Source organism: Streptomyces sp. NPDC021100 (assembly GCF_044333095.1).
Taxonomy (GTDB): domain Bacteria; phylum Actinomycetota; class Actinomycetes; order Streptomycetales; family Streptomycetaceae; genus Streptomyces.
In genome coordinates this window covers 76,447-91,915 of the sequence record NZ_JBIRQH010000011.1, presented here as the reverse complement: position 1 = coordinate 91,915, position 15,469 = coordinate 76,447, and the positions used below count along the sequence as shown (strand labels likewise).

General features: G+C 71.6%; 19 protein-coding genes. 8 read left to right on the top strand and 11 right to left on the bottom strand.

Going from position 1 to position 15,469, the window contains the following annotated elements; genetic code table 11:
- Window positions 1–7: 7 nt before the first annotated feature.
- The 5 genes from ACH4PU_RS20735 to ACH4PU_RS20715 all read right to left on the bottom strand — a co-directional run bounded on the left by ACH4PU_RS20735 (window position 8) and on the right by ACH4PU_RS20715 (window position 4,133).
- Complete coding sequence (locus ACH4PU_RS20735; protein WP_398273797.1) at window positions 8–889, bottom strand: alpha/beta fold hydrolase; 882 nt, start codon at window positions 887–889, stop codon at window positions 8–10.
- A 134-nt stretch (window positions 890–1,023) separates the two neighbouring features.
- The gene (locus tag ACH4PU_RS20730; RefSeq protein WP_398273793.1) at window positions 1,024–1,602 is read right to left on the bottom strand and encodes a TetR/AcrR family transcriptional regulator; all 579 of its coding nucleotides are present in this window, start codon (window positions 1,600–1,602) and stop codon (window positions 1,024–1,026) included.
- Between the two features lie 246 nt (window positions 1,603–1,848).
- Window positions 1,849–3,045, bottom strand: coding sequence for a 4-hydroxybenzoate 3-monooxygenase (locus ACH4PU_RS20725; protein WP_398273790.1), 1,197 nt, complete (start codon window positions 3,043–3,045; stop codon window positions 1,849–1,851).
- 72 nt (window positions 3,046–3,117) lie between these two features.
- Complete coding sequence (locus ACH4PU_RS20720; RefSeq protein WP_398273787.1) at window positions 3,118–3,891, bottom strand: AraC family transcriptional regulator; 774 nt, start codon at window positions 3,889–3,891, stop codon at window positions 3,118–3,120.
- A gap of 44 nt (window positions 3,892–3,935) precedes the next feature.
- Window positions 3,936–4,133 (bottom strand): hypothetical protein, encoded by a 198-nt coding sequence (locus ACH4PU_RS20715; protein WP_398273783.1) that lies wholly within the window; start codon window positions 4,131–4,133, stop codon window positions 3,936–3,938.
- 262 nt (window positions 4,134–4,395) lie between these two features.
- Between ACH4PU_RS20715 and ACH4PU_RS20710 the strand changes: the two genes are divergently transcribed.
- Window positions 4,396–5,640, top strand: a complete 1,245-nt coding sequence (locus ACH4PU_RS20710; protein WP_398273779.1) for an alpha/beta hydrolase family protein — start codon at window positions 4,396–4,398, stop codon at window positions 5,638–5,640.
- A gap of 155 nt (window positions 5,641–5,795) precedes the next feature.
- Window positions 5,796–6,230, top strand: coding sequence for a hypothetical protein (locus tag ACH4PU_RS20705; RefSeq protein WP_398273776.1), 435 nt, complete (start codon window positions 5,796–5,798; stop codon window positions 6,228–6,230).
- 37 nt (window positions 6,231–6,267) lie between these two features.
- Here the strand turns inward: ACH4PU_RS20705 and ACH4PU_RS20700 are convergent, their stop codons facing one another.
- Both ACH4PU_RS20700 and ACH4PU_RS20695 read right to left on the bottom strand, forming a co-directional pair.
- Window positions 6,268–6,423, bottom strand: a complete 156-nt coding sequence (locus ACH4PU_RS20700; protein ID WP_398273773.1) for a hypothetical protein — start codon at window positions 6,421–6,423, stop codon at window positions 6,268–6,270.
- Entirely contained in the window at window positions 6,420–6,719 is a 300-nt protein-coding gene (locus tag ACH4PU_RS20695) for a hypothetical protein (protein ID WP_398273770.1), read from the bottom strand. The genes ACH4PU_RS20700 and ACH4PU_RS20695 overlap by 4 nt, the downstream gene beginning before the upstream one ends.
- Before the next feature lie 106 nt (window positions 6,720–6,825).
- Here ACH4PU_RS20695 and ACH4PU_RS20690 point away from each other — a divergent pair, with 106 nt between their 5' ends.
- Together ACH4PU_RS20690 and ACH4PU_RS20685 are read left to right on the top strand one after the other, a co-directional pair.
- Window positions 6,826–7,671 (top strand): DUF5753 domain-containing protein, encoded by an 846-nt coding sequence (locus ACH4PU_RS20690; protein WP_398273767.1) that lies wholly within the window; start codon window positions 6,826–6,828, stop codon window positions 7,669–7,671.
- The gene (locus tag ACH4PU_RS20685) at window positions 7,659–7,895 is read left to right on the top strand and encodes a DUF397 domain-containing protein (protein WP_398273764.1); all 237 of its coding nucleotides are present in this window, start codon (window positions 7,659–7,661) and stop codon (window positions 7,893–7,895) included. Before ACH4PU_RS20690 ends, ACH4PU_RS20685 begins: the two co-directional genes overlap by 13 nt.
- On the opposite strand, the gene ACH4PU_RS20680 is transcribed toward ACH4PU_RS20685, so the two are convergent.
- The 3 genes from ACH4PU_RS20680 to ACH4PU_RS20670 all read right to left on the bottom strand — a co-directional run bounded on the left by ACH4PU_RS20680 (window position 7,876) and on the right by ACH4PU_RS20670 (window position 11,533).
- Window positions 7,876–9,348 carry a hypothetical protein gene (locus ACH4PU_RS20680; protein WP_398273761.1) on the bottom strand — a complete coding sequence of 491 codons (1,473 nt, stop codon included), beginning with the start codon at window positions 9,346–9,348 and terminating at the stop codon, window positions 7,876–7,878. The two genes, ACH4PU_RS20685 and ACH4PU_RS20680, sit on opposite strands and share 20 nt — an antisense overlap.
- Before the next feature lie 53 nt (window positions 9,349–9,401).
- Window positions 9,402–10,454, bottom strand: a complete 1,053-nt coding sequence (locus ACH4PU_RS20675) for a glycosyltransferase family 4 protein (RefSeq protein ID WP_398273758.1) — start codon at window positions 10,452–10,454, stop codon at window positions 9,402–9,404.
- A 101-nt stretch (window positions 10,455–10,555) separates the two neighbouring features.
- The gene (locus ACH4PU_RS20670; RefSeq protein ID WP_398273755.1) at window positions 10,556–11,533 is read right to left on the bottom strand and encodes a hypothetical protein; all 978 of its coding nucleotides are present in this window, start codon (window positions 11,531–11,533) and stop codon (window positions 10,556–10,558) included.
- A gap of 862 nt (window positions 11,534–12,395) precedes the next feature.
- On the opposite strand from ACH4PU_RS20670, the gene ACH4PU_RS20665 reads away from it, so the two are divergent.
- The 3 genes from ACH4PU_RS20665 (at window position 12,396) to ACH4PU_RS20655 (ending at window position 14,484) form a co-directional block, all read left to right on the top strand.
- On the top strand, window positions 12,396–12,605 hold the full coding sequence (locus ACH4PU_RS20665; RefSeq protein WP_398273752.1) for a hypothetical protein: 210 nt from the start codon (window positions 12,396–12,398) through the stop codon (window positions 12,603–12,605).
- A gap of 170 nt (window positions 12,606–12,775) precedes the next feature.
- Entirely contained in the window at window positions 12,776–13,387 is a 612-nt protein-coding gene (locus tag ACH4PU_RS20660) for a restriction endonuclease (protein WP_398273749.1), read from the top strand.
- An 86-nt stretch (window positions 13,388–13,473) separates the two neighbouring features.
- Window positions 13,474–14,484, top strand: coding sequence for an MsnO8 family LLM class oxidoreductase (locus ACH4PU_RS20655; RefSeq protein ID WP_398273746.1), 1,011 nt, complete (start codon window positions 13,474–13,476; stop codon window positions 14,482–14,484).
- Window positions 14,485–14,524: 40 nt separating this feature from the next.
- On the opposite strand, the gene ACH4PU_RS20650 is transcribed toward ACH4PU_RS20655, so the two are convergent.
- A complete protein-coding gene (locus tag ACH4PU_RS20650) occupies window positions 14,525–14,857 on the bottom strand; it encodes a hypothetical protein (RefSeq protein WP_398273743.1) in 333 nt (110 codons plus the stop codon).
- A 206-nt stretch (window positions 14,858–15,063) separates the two neighbouring features.
- Between ACH4PU_RS20650 and ACH4PU_RS20645 the strand changes: the two genes are divergently transcribed.
- A complete protein-coding gene (locus ACH4PU_RS20645; protein ID WP_398273740.1) occupies window positions 15,064–15,468 on the top strand; it encodes an SgcJ/EcaC family oxidoreductase in 405 nt (134 codons plus the stop codon).
- The last annotated feature ends 1 nt before the right edge of the window (window position 15,469 follow it).

Here is a 15,469-nt window from a genome sequence, read left to right as displayed (position 1 = left end):
CGCCCGGCTACGCGTGCGCGGCCAGGAAGGGCAGTACGACGTCCGCCATCTCGTCGGGTACCTCCTCGGCGAGGTCGTGCCCGGCGTCGAAGACGTGACCGGTGACGTCGTGGGCGAACAGCCGCATCTGGGACTCGTTGCGGTCACCGATGAAGGCCGAACCACCGAGGGCCAGCACCGGGATGTCCAGCTTGTTCCGGGCCGCCTGCCGGTTCTGCTCGGCGTCGACGAGCATCGCCCGGTAGATCGCCAGCATCGCGCGGATGCCGCCGGGCATGGAGTAGCAGCGTACGTACTCCTCGATCGCGTCGGGGGTGGCGGTGTCCGGGTGGCTGCGCTCGTTCTTGATCATGTAGGTGATCAGTTCGCGTTCGTGTCCCGCGATGAGCATCTCGGGCACGTCCGGCTGGAAGTAGAAGCCCAGGTGCCAGAAGTGCATGCCGGCCGAGACGTTCTCGTGCGTGAGCGCGGCGTGGTCCTCGAAGCCGAACCCGGGGAACAGGGCTTCGGCGAAGACCAGGGCGCGCGCGTGAGCGCGGTGCCGGGCGGCCAACTGGTAGCCGATCACGGCGCCCCAGTCCTCTCCGATCACGCTGTAGGTGCCGTGCCCGAGGCGGGCCATCAGCGCGGCGATGTCGTCGCTCATCGTCGCGGAGTCGTAGCCGTCCGCGGGACGGGCGGAGTCGCCGAGGCCGCGGAGGTCGGGCACGACGACGGTGTGGTGCGGCGTCAGTTTGGGGACGAGGTGCCGCCAGTGGTAGCCGGTCTTCGGTACGCCGTGCAGCAGCACGACCGCCGGGCCGGATCCGGCCGTCCGGTAGTGCAGGCTCGTCCCGTTGACGGCGGCACGGCCCGTTCGGACGGGAGCCTTGCGGTGGTCGAGGATCATTTTTCCGCCTTTCCGGTTGTCGGACCGGGGTGCCCGGCGTCGCCCGGCCGCGCCTGTGGGTCGTTCCGGTGACCCGCCGGGAGCATCCGAGGTCCTATCTGGATCGCCCGATACAGATTCGGGGCGTGAAAAAGTCAGTCGAGCGTGGTCAGCGCGACCTCCACGAGGGGTTCCAGGGCGCGGGCGTCCGGCGTGATCTTCGAGGAGACGAGAAGCCCGTTGAGGAACGTGACGAGGAAGGCGGCCAGGGTCTGCGCGTCGTGCCGCGGCGAGATCTCGCCGCGCTCCGCGGCCGCGCGCAGCAGGTCGGCGAGCGCGGTCTGGTTGGCGTCGAGCACGTCCCGCACGATGCGCCCGGTCGGCCGGTCCTCCGGCAGGCGCTCGGTGGCGGCGTTGACCAGCAGGCAGCCCCGGCCGCCGTGTCCGACGGCGATCCGGATCCGCTCGACCAGCAGCGCGCGGATCGCCGCGCGGGCGTCCGCGCCCTCTTGGAGGCCGCTCAGGGCCGCCGCCGCGAAGGTGGCCCGGTAGTGCTCCAGCGCGGCCCGGTACAGGCCGTCCTTGTCGCCGAACGCCGCGTACAGGGACCCCTGTCCGATCCCGAGGTGCCGGGTGAGGTCGCGCACCGAGGTCGCCTCGTACCCGCGCGTCCAGAACAGCTCCATCGCGCGGCTCACCACCGCCTCGGTGTCGAACTCCCGGGTTCTCGCCATGTGTTCATCGTAGCGTTTCTGGATCGATCGATCAAGAATGAAGTGGGAGCGCGGCAGGCGCGGCAGGCGCCGGCCGCACGTCCGAGTGTGGCGCTTTGTCCGTGGCCTCCTCCGCGCGCTTCCGCGTCGCCTCCCCCGGCCGCGTGGTGACGGCCACGTCGGCCTCCTCGACCGGCGCCGGGCGAGGAGGCCGACGAGAGCCGGGAGAACGGCCGGGAACGGGCGCGGCACACGCCGACCCGGTGCCTAGTTCAGCCCGGCCAGGAACTCGCTCAGCAGGCGGTTCGCCGTACCGGAAGCGAAGAGGCGGTCGAACTCCGCCCGGGCGACGCGGTGGCGGAACTCGCCTTGGTACGAGGCGTCGCCCGCGTTGTGGATCAGATCGGTCCACCACGTCGCGAACGCCTGGTAGTTCCACACATGGCGGAGGCACGTCGCTGAGTAGGCGTCGAGCAGGGACGTGTCACCGTCCTCGGTCTGGTGGCGGACGACGGCGTTCGCGAAGACCTCGGCGTCGTACAGGGCCAGGTTCATGCCCTTCGCGCTCAGGGGAGGGACGATGTGGGCGGCGTCGCCGAGCAGGTACAGCCGGCCGTGGCTCATCGGCTCGTGCACCACGCCGCGCAGCGGCACCAGTTGCGCGCTGCTGATCGGTCCCCGGGAGGCCATGGGTTCGCCGAAGCGGGTTTCGAGCTCGTCCCAGATCCGCTTCTCCGGCCAGTCCGGCAGCGTGCTGTCGGGCGGGCACTGGAGGTAGAACCGGCTCGCGTGCGGACCGCGGCCGAACTGCCCGGCGAACCCGCGCGGGTGCAGCGCCATCATGGTCTGGTGCCGGGCGGGAACCTCCGCGAGGACGGTCAGCCACGAGTAGCCGTACGCGTGGGCATGGCGGGTGAAAGTCCCGTCGGGTACGGCCGTCCTGCTCACGCCGCGGTCACCGTCGCACCCGGCCACGAACTCGCAGCGGATCGCTCTCGTCGAACCGGTGCCGTCCCGGTAGCGGACGAGGGGGGACGGCCCGTCGGCGATGTTCTCGAACGAGACGTCGGCGGCGCCGAAGCGGAGGTCTCCGCCGTCCGCGAGGAAGACGTCGATGAGGTTCCGGACGAGGACCTGCTGCGGGCAGAAGCGTCCGCCGCCGTCGTCATCGTCTTGTACGAGGGTGAGCGGGCGCGTCTCGCCGTCGATCCGGAAGTTCAGCACGGGTCGCAGGGGGACCCCGCCGATCACCCGGTCCGCGAGTCCCCACTCCCGGAACATGCGGGACGCCCTGGTGTCGAGGGCTCCGGCACGCTGCCTCCGCTCGACGTACGCGCGGTCGTGCTTCTCCAGGATGACGCAGTCGATTCCCTTGCGCAGCAGGAGGTTTCCGAGGGTGAGGCCGGCGACGCCCGCTCCCACGATCACCACGGTGGTCGTCTCGGTGTCCGTGTCGGTTGTCATGCCTCCATGCTCACGAGGCACGGCATCCGCGCGGAACCGGCATACGGACAAGGGATGCCGGAAACCCGCCGGTCACCCGTCCCGGCGCCGGAGCTCCATCCGGTAGCGCCCCGGCGTCTGGCCGACGATCGCCGTGAACGCCTCGATGAAACTGGTGGGGTTGGCCCAGCCCAGCCGGGTGGCCGTGTCGACGACCGCGTCCCCCTCGGCCAGTCCGACCAGCGCGTGCTGGACCCGCAGCAGGCTCCGCCACCGTTGGAAGCCCATCCCCAGCTCGGTCCTGAACAGCCGGCTCAGGGTCCGTTCGCTCGCCCCGACCGCCCGCCCGAGCTCCGCCAGGGTCGAAGGCGTCGCGGGATCGGCGTGGAGGAGGTCCGTGACCGCGCGGAGGCGGTCGTCGGCCGGCTCCGGAAGGTACAGGGCTTCATCGGGTACGTCGACGAGCTCGTCGACGACCACCTCCCGGAGCCGCGCCCGTGCCTCCGGCCGCAGTTCGCGGTCGCCGGTGAGGACCAGCAGAGCCTCGCGCAGCAGCGGCGACGTGGTGAAGACCATGGGCCGGTCCGGCAGCGAAGCGCACAGCGCGCCGGAGACATCCACCACCCGGACCTCCGTCCGTCCGTACGCACGGTGGCAGTGCTCGAAACCCGGTGGTGTCCACGTGACGCGGTTGGATGGAGTGACCCAGGTGCCGTGCTCCGTCGTGGTGGCGAGAACCCCCGTCGAGGGGTACAGCAACTGCCCGTCGGTGTGGCGGTGGGGTGCCACGCCGTCCCCGTGGGCCAGCAGTCCGCGCTTGTCCGGGGCCGGATCGGCGAGGTCGGACTTCCGGTGTACATGAGGCACGGTTCACGAGCCTACCGACCGGAGTTCCCGCCGCGGGGGCACGGTCAGCCGACGACCTTCTGGCCGTCGAAAATGCCGCCGACGCAGACTTTCAGGGTGGGCGAGATGACGCGGACCTCCCCGCCTCCGAGCATGCACTGGTTGGCCGTGACGGACGTGGGCGCGGCCACGGCCGTGCCCGCGAGTCCCGCCAGAGCGGCGGTGAGAAGAGCCGCGAGGACGGCGGCGGCGATACGGCGCATGTCGACTCCTTGTAGCCGGGGAGCGAAATGGACTCGGCTCCTGGATGGCCCGTGAGGCCGTTGTCCCTCTCTCACGCCTCTCCGTCCATAGCCGTTGACGGACCACCCTCGTGTGAGTGACCGCATTCGCTCGGTTGGGGGCTGCCGTCCGCACCCGTTCCGCATCGGCCCGGGGAGGTAAGCCCGTAGTCCAACGCGAGGTGACAGACGACCCGTCGGCGGGCTGATGCCGCCCGTCCGCCCTCGTGCCAGCATTCCGCGCATGGACACCACGCCGATCACACGCCGTACCGGGCCGACCCGCCGCCGCATGCTCGGCGCCGCCCTCGCCCTGGGCGCCGTCGCACCGCTGGGCCTTGCCCACACCGCCCCGGCCGCTCCCGCCTCCGCCGGCACGGTTCCCTCCCGCGGCACCGGTTCCCCCGCACGGCTCACCCTGCCCGCTCCCACCGGCCCCTTCCCGGTGGGCATGGTGCCGCTGCACCTGCGCGACGAGTCCAGACTCGACCCGAACGCCAGGCCCGGAAAGTTCCGCGAGCTGATGGCCACCGTCTGGTACCCGGCCCGGGCCGCGGACGCCGACGCGTACCCGCTCGCCCCCTGGATGACCGAGGGCGCCCTGAAGGCCTTCCTCGACGACGTCGGCTTCCCGCTCCCTCCCGCGCTCGCCCCGCTCACCGCCGGCCGGCAGAACGCGCCCGTCCACCGGACCGGCCGGCCGCTGCCCGTCGTCCTCTACTCCCACGGCGCGGGAAGCCACCGCGCCGACCACACCATCATGGTCCAGGAGTTGGCCAGTCACGGCTTCGCCGTCGTCACCGTCGACCATACCCACGACGGCACCACCGAGTTCCCGGACGGGACGGTCGTCACCCGGGACGCCGCCGCCCCGGGGCTGTACCCGAAGGACTACGCCGCCGACCTGCTCTTCCTGCTCGAACGCGTCGTCGACCTCGCCAACGGACGCAACCCCGACGCCGACGGCCGCGCCCTGCCCGCCGGTCTGCTCGGCGGCCTGGACGCGCGGAACGTCGGTGTCTCCGGCTGGTCCAAGGGCGGCACCGCCGCCGCCCTCGCCATGGTCGCCGACCGGCGCATCCGCGCCGGCCTCGCCATGGACGGCCCGATGGAGTCGAACCCCGCCCCCACCACCGACATCGACCGGCCCTTCATGATGATGACCGCGGCCTTCACCCGGGCCGCCAGCCCGTACGTCGAGACCTTCTGGCGCCACCTGCGCGGCCCGCGCCTCGACATCCAGGCCACCGGCGCCGTACACACCTCGTACGGCGACAACATGACGCTGGTCCCCCAGGCGGGCAGGCTGCTGGGCATGACCGAGCAGCGGATACAGGCCCAGGTCGGCACCCTCGACCCCGACCGCGGCGTCCTCATCCAACAGGCCTACCCGCGCGCCTTCTTCGACCGCCACCTGCGCGACCGGCACTGCGGCCACCTACTCGACGGACCGTCGAGGGCCTTCCCGGAGGTCGTGTTCCACCCGTAGGCCCGGCACGGCGGCGGGCCGCCACGCTCACGGGCGGCGGGCTGACCCACTGCGCACCGAACGGCCGTCGGCGCATGGGCGGCAGGCCCGGCGGCATTGTCAGTCCCCTTGGGTACGGTGGTGAACCTCCCGAACACGTCATGGAAGAGGTGGCCTTGAACAGCGCCAACGACCTGCGGCAGTGGGGCGTCCACGCCTACGACCAGTGGACTGCGATGTGGAACGGCGATCTGAGCCTCGCCGAAAAGATCATGGCTCCGGAGATCACCCTGCGCTATGCCCAAGCGGGCACGGAAGCCTTCGATGACATACGCACCCCTCAGCAGCTCGCCAACGTCATCGGACACTGGCGCCAGAGCCGCACCGAGCTCCGCTTCGCCGCCGAGGGAACGGCCGTTGTGGATCTCGAATTCGTCGACGGAGCACCTACCGGCCTGGTCGCCCGCCCCTACCTCGCGAGCTTCACGGCCGAGGACGGCCGGACCGTCGCCCGGAGGGGGACCGACACGCTCCGGGTCGGCGGCGGGCTGATAGCCGAGGTCTGGTCGGTCTCATCGGGCGCGGCCGGTCGGACCTTCTACCATTCGTAGCCTCCACCGAACTCGCGATCTGGACTCCAGACGCTACCTAGTGGGCCCGGCGGAGGTGGCGGCCCATCTCCGCCGTCAGTTCCACCGCCGTCTCCCGGTCGCCCGCCCGCCAGGCGCGGTAGTACAGCTCCTTGATCCGCCTGCACTCCGCACAGCCGCCTTCCGGCCGGTAGCCGGCCGCCCGGTCGTTCACCGCAGGCCGTCCCGGCGGCGGCTCCGCGCGTTCGCCGCCGCGATGCGCGGGCTCAGCGTCTCCGGCCGCGTCGCCTTGTACGCCCGCAGCGCGGCGGCCAGCGTCCGCGCTTCCTCCCCGCGCAGCGGGTCGAGGACGGACACGAACACCCGTCCGTTCAGGGGCGGTTCGGGCGCGACGCGCACGTCCAGCCCGTATGACGCGAGCGCGTCGCGCAGCTCGGCCGCCACGCGGGCGGCGGCCTCCCGGAGGGCGGGGAGGTCGGGGGTGGCGGGGCAGCGGTGGTCTCTGGGCATGGGGGAGCACTCCGTGGGGTGGGGTCGTTCCGATTCCGTTCTCAGCATCCCGGAGTGGCGCTACGCTCACCAGCTGTAACGTTTTCGGCTCGCATCGCGTAAACGGATGGCAACTGTGCCCGCACCGAAGGAACTTGATCCGTCGGCTTCCCTCGCGGCCCTGTACGGCTCGAAGCTGCGCAAACTGCGCCGTCGGGCACGATTGTCGCAGCGGCGGCTGGGGGCGAAGGTGCCCATTTCGCATAGTCGGATCGCCCAGTACGAACTGGGAAAAGAGGTTCCGAGCGACAAGGTCAACAGGCGACTGGACGAAATCCTGGGGGCGGACGGAGACCTCATTGACTTGCTGGAGCACGTCAGGAAGGCTCCTGTGCCCGACGTACCACTCAAGTTCTTCGACCTTGAGGCCAAGGCCATTGCCATGCACAAGTACTTGGCGCATCACATCCCAGGGCTGCTGCAAACGGCAACGTATGCTCGGGAGGTCATCGGCTGCGCCCAGCCGTGGCTATCCGAGAAGGAGGTCGAGGCGAAGGTCGCGAAGCGAGTCAGCCGACGGCACCTTCTCGCCAAGCCCGACCCGCCGCTCCTGTGGTCAGTGCTGGACGAGTCGGTGATCCGCCGACCGGTGGGCGGACCGGCCGCCATGCGTGACCAACTCCTCCACGTCCTGGAAGCAGTCAAGGCGCCCAACGTGGAGGTGCAGGTCTTGCCCTTCGCTGCGGGATGCCACCCGCTCATGGGTGGATCGCTGACCATGATGTCCTTCGCGTCCGAACCGGACCTGGCCTATTTCGAAGCCGATTTGTACGGTCAAGTAGTGAAGGACAGGGCCGCTGTGGCACAGCACTCTCATCGTTATGACCTCGTTCATGCGGCGGCGCTGCCTCCGGGGCCATCGATCTCCCTGATCGAGCAACTGGTGGAGGAGTACGACGCATGCGTGCACTAGGTAATGCCGAGTGGTGGAAGTCCACCCATAGCGGCGGGCAGGTCGACTGCATCGAGGCGTCGAGTGTGTCACCGGGTCTCGTCTCGATAAGAGACAGCAAGTACCCGTACGCCGCCCGGCTCCACTTTCCTACCCCCGCCTGGCGCGCCTTCACGGAAGCGCTCCGCCTCGAAACGCTCACGCGCTCCGAGGCGGAGGTACCGCTCACGCCCGTACGTGGATGAGCGTGGACGGCGACGTCTGGTCGCCCACCCGGAAGGTGAGGGTCACGTCCGCCGGGGCCGGCGTGTCGGGCAGGGCCTTGACCGCGACCCAGGCGGTGGAGGTCGAACCCTTGCCGTGGAGGGCGAGGTAGACGCCCTCGAAGGTGAGGGTCTGCCCGTCGTCCTGGAGGGTTCCGGTGTAGGACGTCGTGGCGAAGTGGGCGTCCATGACGGTCAGTTGGTAGCCGCCCTCCGGGACGAAGGACAGGCCGTGGCCTGACGGGAGGGTCACGCGGATCTTCTGCGGCGCGACGGCGCCGTCCGTCTCGGCGCGCACGGTGATGCCCGGGTAGCGGGTCTCGCCCGCGCGGGTCAGGGTGATCGGTGTGCCGCCGGGGGACAGGGAGAAGCGGGAGGCGGCGGCGCCGACCCTCAGGTCGATCTGGCCGCCGAGGTCCGTACCGCGCAGTTGCGCGGTGATCTGGATGGGGCCTTCCTGGGGGCCGGCCTGGAGCGTGCCGGCGGGGACGGTGAGCCGGCCGCCCGCGTCCGTCTTGGCGGAGTACGTCAGCGGGGCCTGGCCGCCGTAGGAGAAGTGGGAGCCGGTGGAATGGGGTTCCAGGCGGAGGGTGACGTCCTGGACGGAGAGGGGCTGGTTGGTCTCGTCGAGGAAGCGGACGCGGAAGGCGCCGAAGGGGGTGTCCTTCGGGGCGGAGAGGGGGTGGTCGGCGGAGCTCTCCGGGTCGGTGCCGGTGATGCGGTAGTCGTGGGCGGGCGCGGAGAGGCGCACGGCGACGCAGGCGAGCATGGTGCCCGTCCAGTAGCCGTCGGCGGTCTCGTCCGTGAAGGCGAGGTACGCGTCGGGGGACTGGGCGACGAAGGACTTCCGGTACTGCTTCCACTGCCGGCGCCAGCTGCCGCCGGGGATCGGGTCGTTGCGTGCCTGCGGGACGGCGATGTAGTCGCTGTCGAGCGACTTGCCGCCCTCGCGGAGCCTGCCGTCCGTGACGCTGTAGTGCATCGAGGTGTAGTGCGGCGGCTCGTTGTACCAGGGGGAACTGGCCCAGAAGGTGACGTCGTACTGGGCGCCGGGGACCAGGCCGGTGAGGTGCTGGCCGACGAAGCCGTGGCGGGAGTTGCCGCGGCCGACCAGGTCGACGGAGTTGCTGCCGTCGACCTCGCCGGCGGCGTCGCTCTGGGCGAAGGAGTACTCGTGGCTGTCGATGTCGATGTAGTCGCCGGGGTTGGCGCCGGGCTGGCCGTTGCTGTTGCCGCTGGCGCCGTAGTCCCAGGAGATGAGGCGGACGTTGTCGCCGCCGACGGCCACGGCCTGGCTGAAGCCGCATTCGTCGGCGTTGAAGCGCGGGCCGGCTTTGAAGCCGCCGTCATTGACCAGGTTGGGGTTCTGGCCTTGGGCGGGTGCGACGGGCGGGGCGGCGGCGTCGTCGTTCGGGGCAGGGGTGTTCGACGGCATGAGGGTCCTCCTTCGCTGGAGCGGGTGAACGGTGTCCGGCGCGCTGCTTCCGGCTATCTCGCGGAGAGCGGGAGGGGCGCGGGCGGCGCGCCCGCGACGTGGAAGGAGCGCCGGCGCCGGGCGTCGTACAGCGACTCGACCGCCTCGCACCAGAGGTCGAGGTCGGGGGTGGCGCTCAGTTCGTCGGAACGGGCCTTCGCGCGGCGGGAGGCGCGTTCCCATTGCGCCGGGTCCTTGAGCGAACTGAGGGCGTGCAGCCAGGCGTTGAGGTCGTCGCGGTAGGCGAAGATCCCCGCGTCGCCGAGGGATTCGACGAGGCCGGGCGTCGGATGGGCGATCACCGGAATGCCGGAGGCCATCGCCTCGACGGCGACACGCCCCCAGGATTCGTAGAGGCTCGGCATCAGGATGACACGGGAACGGCTGTAGACGTGTTCGCGCATGTCGTTCCCGGGAACGCCGTCGGCGACCTCGCAGTTGGGGAGGCGGGTCGGGGGCAGGATCTGCGTTCCGTAGGAACCCTTGACGCCGAGGAACCGCCAGTCGGGGGTCCAGGCGGCGATCTGCCAGAAGATGTCGCCGCCTTTGTCCGGGTTGAGGTTGACGAGGGTGACGTGGTCGCCGGGTTCGGTGCGGTAGTCCTCCGCGATGACCGGAGGGCGGACGACGACCGTGCGGCCGGGCAGGAATTCGGCGGGATAGCGGGCGTAGTGGATCTCGCCGTCCCGCCGGATCCACTCGCTGTTGTAGACGACGAGGTCGGCCCCGGCCGCGTTGTGGTAACTGGTGGCGAAATTGTCGTGGCAGATCACGACCACGGGTATCTGCCGGGCCCGGGCGAGTCCGGAGACGAGCGGCACGTTCTCGAAATGGGAGAGGAGGACGTCCGCGCTCTGCGCCTCGGTGGCGAAGTCGGAGCCTTCCTGGAAGGGGACGACCCGTACTCCGTCGATCTCGTAACTCTCCTCGATGGTTCCCGGGTGCGAGAGCCAGACCGTCACGCGGTGACCGCGTTCGGCCAGGGGCCGGAGCATCGAGTGCAGCATCCATTCGGATCCCGCGTTGTGGGCCGGGGGATATCCGTACACCCGGGCCGTTACGGACATACTGCGCGGTTTCTTGGGGAGGACGGGCCTGGGCGGGCGGGGGGCCGTCACCGGGTCCACGGGCTGGTGCTCCTTCCGTGCGTTCACGCTCGCGCTCGCGTTCACCAGGCCCGTACGTCCACGACGACGGGCGTGGAGCGGGCGGTGCGGACGCCGACGCAGAAGGCGAGGGCGGTGGGTTCCTTGGGTGCGGCGGGGGCGTCCGGTCGCGCGGAATCGGCCGGGGCCGTGGCGGGTTCCGCCGTCACCGCGACCCAGAGCGTCGATTCCGCCCCCTTTTCGGAGAGGAACAGGTCGACTCCGGGGAAGAGAACCGCCCGACCGTCCGATGCCGCATGGCCGGGGAAGAGGTGCTGTGTGCCGTGTCGGTCCTGCACGGTGAGCCCGTGGTTCGGGCCGCTCTCGGCGTGGAAGCGCAGCCGCCTTTCCCGGGGGAGGGCGACGTAGACGTCCTGCGGGGAGACCGTGCCGTCGTCGTCCGCGCGGACCCGCACGCCCGGATAGCCGACCGGGTGGTCGTGGTCGAGCGTGATGTCCGGCGGACCGCCGGGGAACACCGAGAAGGGGATGTCGTCGGCGATCCGGACGGGGGTGGACGGGGATGTCGCGTCGCCCAGGCAGAAGACGAGCGCGGTGTTTCCCGGGCGCGCGCCGCCACCCGCCCTGACCGCGACCCATGCCGTGGACACCGATCCCTTTCCGGACAGCGCCGGGCCGACCCCCTGGAAGGTGAGGGAGCGGCCGTCCGGTGAGGGATTCCCGGGGTAGGCGGTCGTTTTCCCGTGGGCGTCCCGCACGGTCAGCAGGCAGTTGGCGCCGCCTTCCGCGTGGAATTCCAGGCCCTTTCCCCGGGGGAGGGCCACGTAGGCGCCGAGAGGCGGGACCGGCTCGTCGCCGGTCGCCGTTATCCGTATTCCCGGATAGCCGGTCTCGCCGGCGGTCGTCGTCACCACGTCGGGCGGGCCGCCCGGGGCGAGGGTGAACGGCGCGGTGGCGGGCGGGGATTGCGTGGTGATGGAGGGGGCGGACACGTTTTCGGGCGCGGATTCCGGCACGTCTTCGGGCACGGTTTCGGGCACGGCGTTTCCCTTCTCCTCTTCGTGTACGACGCGGCTCTTTCCGTGCGCACGCTGGGGCGTCCATGACGGCGAACGGCGGCATGCCACGACGGCACCCCGGACGCGCCCCGGACGGCGGGGAGTTCGCCCGGAAGGGTCCGGGTGCCGTGCTCGTGCCGCGCCGCGCCGCCCGCTGCGGACGGCGTAGCGCGTCGCGGCGTGCGGGATCCCGAGGGAAAGGCGCCGTGAACGCCGGCGTGCGATGCGGCGTCGCCCTCCCCCCGGGTCCAGGCCCTCGTCTGCGATGCCCTGGGGCCGCCGCGACGCGCGCGGGGCATGGCCGCCCTGCTGCGGCGTGCGGAGGGACACGGGACACGGGTTGACGGGGGCCTTCGCCGTGTCGAACCAGGCTGACGCGGGTCGGACTTCGATGAAAGGGGCGGAGAGCGTATAAAAAAGTGCCCCTGCCATATTTGCCCATCTCCGCCCCTGCGCTCACCGGCCTCAGCCGCCCTTCTCGCTCCACCGGTTCCCACCTGCCTCCCCACACGGACCCCATGGAGCACCCTCGTTCCACTGTTGGCCAGGACATCAGGGCGGGGAGCGGCGCAGGATGGCCGGGACCCGAGGGGTTCGAACAGGCCAGGCGGTACGGGTGGTTCCGCGGTCGGTGGCCGGTCGGTGGGTCGGCCGGCCGGTGGGTCGGCCGGTCGGGTGGGCCGGCGGTCGGGCGATGGCGCGTCGGCCTTCGGCCGCGCGGTATCGGACACAGGCCCGATCGCTTTGTGCCATCCGCCGGCAACCCGGCTCCGGTTGTGCGCGAGCGCGGCTACACAAGAAGCCCGGGGTGGTGACGGCCGGCGGGTGGGGGAGGTCGAGGCGGTTGGTGACGATCGACGTGGCGGTGCTGCTCGCCGTCATCGTGGTGCTGAGGCTGGGCCGGCGTACGCAGTCCCGAAGCCGCGACGACGAGAAGCTGACCGTCGTCATCGTGCCGGCGCTGGGCGTTCTGATCGCACCCACGTCGGCGGGCCGGGCGATCCACGACATCCTGGGGCAGCTCGCGAACGGCATCACGCAGGCCGGCCGGTGAGTCCCCGGGCGCGCAAGCGGCGGGCCGGGACGTCCGGGTGGTCGTCGGCGTCCGGGCGGTTGTCGGCGTCCCGGCGGCCGACGGCGTCCCCGCGGTCGTCGGGGCGGCGGCGCGGGCGGCGGCCGGGCAGACGGCGGCAGCGAGCCGGCGACCGGGCGGCCGGTCTCCTCGTGGCCGCGGTCCTGGCCGTCGCGCTGGTGGCGGCCGTCGTCGACTGGCTGCTGGACCACTGGTGGGTCATGGTCGTCGTCGCGGTGTTCGCGGCGTGCGCGGGTGCCGTCGGGGTCCACCTCAAGCGGCAGCGGGCGCGGTGGGAGGCCGTCCGCGCGCGGGGGCTGCGGTACGCGCTGCCCCAGTTGGACACCCTGCACCATGCCCGGTTCGAGGAGGCCGTGCGGGACCTGATGCTCCGGGACGGCTGTCGGGACGCGTCGCGGGTCGGGGGCGGTGGTGACCTGGGAGCCGATGTGAAGGCCACCGACCCTTACGGGCGGCGGTGGGTGGTGCAGTGCAAGCACCGGCGCGACGGGGCGGCCGGTTCCGCGGTGGGCACGCCCGACCTCCAGGTCCTCAACGGGACGGCCCGTCCCGTGCACGGCGCCGACGTCGCGGTGATCGTGACGAACGGGCGGGTCACCGCACCGGCCGTGGCCTTCGCCCGGCAGCAGCGGCTGCACGTGGTCGACCGCCCTACGCTCGGGGTGTGGGCGTCCGGTTCACGCCCCTTGTGGGAGTTGCTCACGGCGCTCCCGCCGTCCCGGGAGCGGACGGTCCGCTCCTGAGCCGTCCCGAGTCCTTCCGCGACCGGGCGTGCTCCCCGGCCTGGGCACGGGAATCCCGGTCCTCGTCCCTGACGTTGTAAGGGAACGTGACCCGCACACGTATCCCTCTCTCCGTCCTCGACCGCTCCCGTACCCGGCGGGGCCGGCCGCCCGGGGAGGCGCTGCGGGACACCGTCCGGTTCGCGCGGGAGGCGGAGGCGCTCGGATACCGGCGGTTCTGGGTCTCCGAGCACCACAGTGTGCCCGGGGTGGCCGGATCCGCTCCCACCGTGCTCGCGAGCGCCGTCGCCGCCGCCACGTCGCGGATCCGCGTCGGCACCGGCGGGGTGATGCTGCCCAACCACCGGCCGATGCTCGTCGCCGAGCAGTTCGGGGTGCTGGAGTCACTGTTTCCCGGGCGGATCGACCTGGGGGTCGGGCGGTCCGTGGGCTTCACGGACGGAATCCGGCGGGCGCTCGGGGTCGGGAAGGAGGCGGTGGGGGAGTTCGAGGAGCGGCTCGGGGAACTGGTCGGGTGGTTCGACGGTGGGGTCGCGGCGTATCCGCAGGTGCACGCGCGGCCGGCCGAGGGGCTGCGGGTGCCGCTGTTCGTCCTGGCCAACGACGCGGGCGCGGACATCGCGGCCCGCGCGGGCGCCGCCCTGGTGATCGGCGGGCTGCGTGGGGAAGACCGGCTCGTCGAGGCCGTCGAGCGGTACCGCAAGGCGTTCCGGCCGTCGGCCGGGCGCGCCGAACCGTACGTCGTGCTCGCCGGCGACATCGCCGTCGCCGCGACGGAGGAGGACGCCCGCCGGCTGCTCGTCCCGGAGGCCTGGGCCCTCGCGTACTCCCGCACGCACGGCGTCTTCCCGCCTCTGGAGCCGGCCGGGGAGATCGAGGGCCGGGCGATGAGCGACCGCGAGCGCGGGCACTTCGAGACGGCGCTGCGCGGACCGGTGTACGGGACGGAGGAGCAGGTCGCCCGCCGGCTGTCCACGCTGGTGGAGCGGACGGGCGCGGATGAGGTACTGGTCACGACCAGCGGTGACGACCGTGTGGCGCTGCTCGACTCGTACCGGCGGCTGGCGGCGATGGCGGGACCGGCGGACGACACCTGATCGGGTCGGTCCGGGTCGGTCCCGGTTCTCCGCCGCCGCCTCAGCCGAATCTCACGCCGTGCGGAGCGGCGCCGCCGAAGCTCGCCGAGGTGTTCGGCGGCATCGTGAGGCCCGACCCCTCACAACTCTGCTCGGCGAACAGCGTCGCCGTGGCGTTGGTGTGGTTGGCGGCGCTCCTGGCGCCGGAGACCAGCAGGAAGCACTCGCCGTTCGCGGGGTCGTGCAGCGTGAAGTCGTCCCCGTTCACGTTGACATAGGTGAAGTCCCCGGTGGCCGCCTGGGCGCCGGTGGACAGGCCGCAGAACAGCGCGGCGGCGGTACCGAGGGCGATGGCCGCCCGGACGACGTTTCCTCGTGGCCGCACGAGCCGCATGACGGGTCCCCCGGGTGTCCGCCGGGGCGTGCGCCGCCCCTGGTCGCCACCAGCGTCGTGCGGTCCGGCCCCTCCCTGAAGGGGCGGGGGCCGTTGTCACCCGAACGGATTACCGTAGGGGGGTGGCTGGGAACGCGGGGAGCCGTCCTCGCCTCCGGTTCTTCTGCCTCAAGGCCCTTGATCTCAAGCGGGCTTGAGGTGTGAGCATGATCCGCATGAACACGGAAAACGCCGACATCACGGCGGTACACCAGGTAGTGGCCGAGGTCGAGCGGGCGCAGCGCGCCAAGGACGTCGACGGGTTCCTCGCGCTGTTCCACCCCGAGGCGCTCTGGACGACCGCCCACGGCAAGGTCCTCGTCGGCCTCGACGCCATCGCCGAGTTCACGCGCGCCGTGCTGCCCGCGGCGAGCTGGGACTGGGACGTCACCTACGAGCCCACGCACGTACGGTTCCTGCGGCCCGACGTGGCGGCGGTCAAGGTGCGGCAGGTCTACCGGTCGGCCGAGGGCGGGTCCGAGGGGGTCCCGGTGTACGTCATGACCAAGGGGGACGACGGGCGCTGGCTGCTGCACGTCTGCCAGAACACGCAGGTGCACGCGGGGGAGTAGC